This is a genomic window from Clostridioides sp. ZZV15-6598 (genome assembly GCF_020657705.1).
Classification (GTDB): Bacteria; Bacillota; Clostridia; order Peptostreptococcales; family Peptostreptococcaceae; genus Clostridioides; species Clostridioides difficile_F.
Map to the genome: position 1 here is coordinate 1 of NZ_JAGWCS010000271.1, position 1369 is coordinate 1369.

Consider the following 1369-nt stretch of genomic DNA (forward strand, 5'->3'; position numbering starts at 1 on the left):
ATCTAGTATACTTATAAATAAAAAATCTCCTTGATATGCCAACTATATCTACTAATTCTTATTGCTTTAGACCTTTTTTAATCCTAAATATTCTCAAATTGATTCCCACACTTTTCCCTTGCTTTTTTAATTTACATTCGTAAGCTTTATATTTTAATTATAATATTGATATATGTATACTATCAATAAAAATATATTATTTTTATGTTGTCATTTGTGTACTTTTAGGATATACCTTATACGAGGTGATAATATTGCAAATTTGAAAAAACTAAAAAAAGATAAGAAAACAAAATAACTAACACAGATTCAACTTGCTGAAATTAGTAGTGTCTCAAGAAATGCTCTAATAAATTATGAAAATTATAAAATAATCCCTAGCATAGATACCTTAGTAAAACTCGCTAAATCTCTGAACATTGAAAAGACTATGTTTTATTTTGATATTGAAAATGAAGTAATAACCAATGAAAATGTTTTATATTTTTTACAGTCTTTATTTCCAGAAGAATACTATTCTTTTGATGAATTTTTAAAGGCTATTTCAAGTCTTATAGAGAATGATGATATTATAATCACCTCAACTTTATTGCTAGGCGCTTGTTCTGATAAAGACCAATATTATAAACTTGATGAAAAACTAGAGTTAACAGAAGGGCAAGTTTATAATTGGATACTTTCAGATTGTATTTCTAATTATGAATTAGAATTATCATTACATCCTGATGAAATAAAATAAATTATTAAAAATTATATTCTTACAAAACAATCAATTGATGACCTACTGAATACTGGTCTTTCAGAAGAAAATGTAGAAACAATCTATGATTACTTTAGTGAACCAACAAATAACGGAAATAATATTCGATTAAAAAAATTAATATCTCAAAAAGAAAATATAACTATCAAAAACAAGGATTGTTTTAAATTAGTACAAGAAAATAATGAATTAAAAGAGAAAAATAAAAAACTTGAAAATACACTTTAACATACAATAGAAGAATGATAAGTGAATTTGTATATCAAATTCTTACAGAACTGTGCCTATTCCAAAAGATATTTTAAATAAATTGAGAGAACATAAAATAAGTCAAAATGCAGATATATTAAGAGCTGGAGAATTATATATGAATGATAATTATGTATTTTATAATGAATTAGGTATTCCTATAGATGATAAAAGACCTTTAATAAATTTAAAATCTATATTAAAAAGTTTAAATATAGAGCCTATAAAGTTTCATAGCCTTAGAAAAACTTATGCAACTAGACTTTTTGAGAATGATATTCCACCTAAAACTGTACAAGTTTTAATGGGTCATTATGATATATCAATAACTTTAAATATATATACTCAAGTTATGGAAGA

Annotated in this window: 2 protein-coding genes; both read left to right on the forward strand. The window is 23.5% G+C overall.

Annotated elements, in window-relative coordinates; translation table 11 throughout:
- The first annotated feature begins 430 nt into the window (after window positions 1-430).
- The gene (locus tag KGF50_RS21470; RefSeq protein ID WP_227849941.1) at window positions 431-739 is read left to right on the forward strand and encodes a hypothetical protein; all 309 of its coding nucleotides are present in this window, start codon (window positions 431-433) and stop codon (window positions 737-739) included.
- A 301-nt stretch (window positions 740-1040) separates the two neighbouring features.
- On the forward strand, window positions 1041-1369 hold a 329-nt coding region (locus KGF50_RS21475), incomplete at its 3' end, for a tyrosine-type recombinase/integrase (protein ID WP_227849942.1).